The sequence below is a fragment of the Anaplasma phagocytophilum genome, from assembly GCF_023476575.1.
GTDB classification, from domain to species: Bacteria; Pseudomonadota; Alphaproteobacteria; order Rickettsiales; family Anaplasmataceae; genus Anaplasma; species Anaplasma phagocytophilum_A.
The window spans coordinates 1-4,064 of sequence record NZ_JAHLEX010000097.1; the positions used below are offsets into that span (position 1 = coordinate 1).

The following is a 4,064-nucleotide window of genomic DNA, read 5'->3' on the forward strand; positions in this document are numbered from 1 at the left end:
GCTGCAACTACCTTGTTGCGCCTTTAGTAGTTGTGGAGCATATTTCATGGTATTGCTGTGCGCGCTTAAAAGGTGCGCACAATGGTTTGAATAGTTAAGGACCGTTCTCCGACAGCAAATTTCTCTAAGTCCGTTAATTATTGAAAATTAATATAAAGAGTTAAAACATCCTTTGTCTCTATAGTCATTTACATATCTTGTGCAAATACGCTTGAAAGATGTCTTACTAATAATACAAAATTCTTAAAAAATTAATGTATTTCTTGTGCATTGTATAAAAACGTCTATATACTGCCTATAGGTGCGTTAAGGTAGAATTATGCACGGGATGTATATGGGTTGGTGGCTGCCAATAGGTAGATTTTATGAGGCTGTCAGTCGTGGCATACAGCAGGGGGAGATAACGCAAAAGGAGGTCGCTGTAAAGGTATGTGCTGCGTTAGAGAAGTCAATTCATGAGCTCCATGAAATTATAATGTTGAAAGATGGTGTGAAATTAGCCGAGGAAGTTTCCGTTGAAAGCTCTATTTATATAGAGCGCACTCGTACTGCTGCACAGCTTATATCCGTTGTGTATGATAAACTAATTTCAGCACGTTATCAGGTACCTGATGATTTAAGGAAAATTCTTATTGAAGACGCTAAACAGCACGTTGATGTATTACTAGCGGCATTGCATGAGATTGCAACGTTGCGAACAAAGCCATTTCCCGAAAACAAGCGCGAGGGAGTTGATTTTTTCAAAGCATGTTGTGCTTCTTCCTATCTTGCTGCTGCTATAGGTTTTATACAGGATCATGAATGTTGCACTATAGGATCTAGGGAAATTGATAGGAGGGGCATTTTTGAGGCGCGTACCCGATTATGTCTTAACCTAGACGCCCTTTTAGATTCTTGGATTGCGCTTCCAGAGAGGGCATTTTCTCACCTTATGAAAGGTAAAGAGAGGTTTCTCGGAATACACACTACAAAGTCTTATGCGGTTTGCAGTATAGAAGAGGTCCGTGTTTTTGCACACATGTTAGGGCCACTGATCAGTTTAAACTCTAGATTTGTTCTCATAGATGCTTTTAGAATCGTGTTTATGCCTATACAGAAGCTAGAAGCAAAGATAAACGGTAATCATCCTTGTGGTATATTAAATAGGGTCATAAATCAAGCAACAAAAAATATAGACGAAAGCTTTATAGAATATTATGAGAATATGAAACGTAGGAACTCTGATGTGAGCGATAAAGAGTTTTTTACTTGCCATCTTTTAAGGACAATAGCAGCAGCGAATGCTCTCGCATTGAGGTGCTTAGATTGTGAACCTGCGTCTCCTTGCGTGGATGATATTAGCTTATACGTTATAGTGCTGAAAGACTTGCTCTTTAGATATGTTAGGAGTTTGGAGAGAGAGCGAGTAGAAGATGTAGCTTATTCTGGATCTTTTCTTAACTTGCTACGGATTGCGCGCGATTCTCTTTACAGAGTACAAACAAACACTTTACCAAATCAAGCAAGAGATGAAGCTGTGTTTGATCTCATGAAAAAGACGATAGAAAAGTTAGAGGAGAGATGCATAAACGTACGCAAAAGAAAATACGAGGTAAAAGATCCTGAGGACACAATCGAAGAAATGTTAGCATTACTAAGCATAGAAGCTAAGAAGACTTCAAATATGGGAGTCAAAAGTCAAAATTCATCGGAAATGAAAAATGGGCCAGCAACAGATTTATTTGGCAGTAGTGGATCATCAATAGAACTATGTGCAGGTAGGATGTTAGAAATGCTATAATTATTTAATGAGCTACTGAAGATCACTAAAAATAGATTGTGAAACTGAAAAGAAGAAACGAGAACCACACTTTGATGGCTGAAAATAGGGGGAAAGTTTTGTGTTTCATGATAGTTTTTAGTCAATTGAGAATAATGAAAGGTTTTTCATTCAAGTACTCACCTTCTCAAGCATACTGCTCTGGGATCGGAGTTATAAACGGACTCTATGTAAATTGTATGGTGGGTAGTTTAACTAGAGCGATAGCCTCCTAAAAGAGTAATGGAGGCGTACAATTATAGGCTAGAGCTCATCGGAGAATAAGCTTTAATAGAAACCTGACTGACTGCGAGGCCACTAGACAAAGAATAGACGGGCTAAAGTCGGCCATAGTGATCTTGTGATTCCGCAGGAAAAAAGTACAGTCAATTACGAGTAGAACTAAGCAGTTTTATGACATAAGTTATTACAGGAGTCGGAGGATTGGAATTTAGATTCGGTAATGCTACTTCAGGGAATCCAGCGAGTTTCGGAAAATCTTGAAGCAAAAGATTTAGGGGATGCAGTAGTGGCTTTGCCTATCTCAGATGTAGGTATAGATTATGTTCCTACAGTATAGCAAAGAAAAAAGTATCAGGAGAAGATATTCGTTAGTGCGTCAAGAAAGAAACCGTTGGAGGATTAAAATACATGGAGCATGAGGACTTGAAAAGGGCTAGAACATTAATAAACGAGATAAAGAATAAATTTTTTTCATGAGATTAAGGGAAGGAATATAGAACAATACGAGAAGTGTTTCGCAATTGTTAAAGAAAGGAGTGTAAATATGCTTTTCTTCTTGCAGAATAGATGTATTACAAAAATTCATTGGATGACTTTGTGCATTATAAAACTCTTAGAGAAACGTCTCCACTTGCAATTGTTGCTTTATACCAAGCCGTGGCCTCATATCAAAGTATGCTTAGATACAAAGCAGCCTCTTATAAATTATGGAACCGGTGACCTCTACGGTTCCGAAAATCAGTGCATGAGTGAGAACGTTCTTACCATATTAAGGAAAAACTTGATAGTAACAAAAAATTAGCGGGGTTTAATAAGAAGCTAAAGAACAAATTATTACCCTACCCTCCCATGGGATAAATACATGATGGTAGTGTACAAGCCATATACGGCTACGTGTTTAGAATAACAAATGGTTTGTATACTGAATACGCAAATTTAATACTTAGATTTAATTATATATACGGTGTCTTTTTTTTGCATACTATATACACTTCTAAAGCGGTATTGTCCTAGAACACACCTGCTCGTGCCAGATCTCGCTTTGATAGCCCTTGGCACAGTGCTGAACACATATAACAACACCATTGTGACTCGAAAAAAAGCAGCGTTTATCACTCTCTATCTTGTTAGCCCTTCCACTTTACGCATCTGCAAAAAAACTCAGCTATTTCTCGTAGGATGTACCTGCTTTAGCTGTACAGATTGCAGTATCACTCATATTAGCCATGCACTTAAAAAGGTGAGGCTGCACACATACTATGTGTTGTATGCCGTCCTAAAAATATGAAACAAGAAAAGCTATCAATGCAACGAATGCACACAATCAGCCCGTAGCACTACCAAATAGGTGGCACGTTTAAAATCAGACCTGCTAAGTGTTGTATTCTGCATACTTTTGTGTGATGGAACAGTTTGCAGCGCTGGGGCGTATTCAGAATAATTCTGAAGAGAATAGTTGGTCCGAAAGTTGCACGCCAAGTAAAAAGTTCTAATGGCATAAAAGCCTTAAAGAGGATGGTATTGCGGAATTTTTATTGTATCTTTCTGAAATATTATAGATCTACAATACCCATATAGTAACGCCAATTTGCTTCACTAAAACTTTTTTCTGCCAAACGCTATATGTAATTCTGCAACTATCTCTTCTAAAACCCAATACCACATCCATGCACTTCCCTTTTGGATATTACTCTATCACTCAGATACTGAGAAAAAGTTAAGGTATACTCTATAAAATCCCTAATAGTAGAGCCTAGCGTACGTGGTGCCTTGACAGTAATGTGCTTTTCTTGGAATCATGATATAAGAGAGTATCGTCGCAAGTGTGGGGTGTTGCAGTGCATAGTCATGGAAATTTATTAGGTCAGTCCAGTACACAAAGAGATACAAGGAGAAGACACCTCACAGGAGAACCCTTGTATAGTTACCGCAGCATGAGAAGAGTACGTCATGGTCAGAAGTCTACTGCAGAAGTTCTTGATATTGTTAAAGAAAGAATACGAAAAGCTTACCGTGCAATAAG

Annotated in this window: 2 protein-coding genes; both read left to right on the top strand. The window is 38.1% G+C overall.

The window, feature by feature from the left end:
- Positions 1-319 precede the first annotated feature (319 nt).
- A complete protein-coding gene (locus KPX09_RS04555; RefSeq protein ID WP_249549192.1) occupies positions 320-1,780 on the top strand; it encodes a hypothetical protein in 1,461 nt (486 codons plus the stop codon).
- 2,099 nt (positions 1,781-3,879) lie between these two features.
- Positions 3,880-4,064 (top strand): hypothetical protein (locus tag KPX09_RS04560; protein WP_249549193.1); only part of this gene is annotated, 185 nt, incomplete at its 3' end.

Bases quoted from the DNA above. Each gene is read 5' to 3' on its own strand.
- KPX09_RS04555 (WP_249549192.1), top strand. From the start codon at position 320: ATGCACGGGATGTATATGGGTTGGTGGCTGCCAATAGGTAGATTTTAT.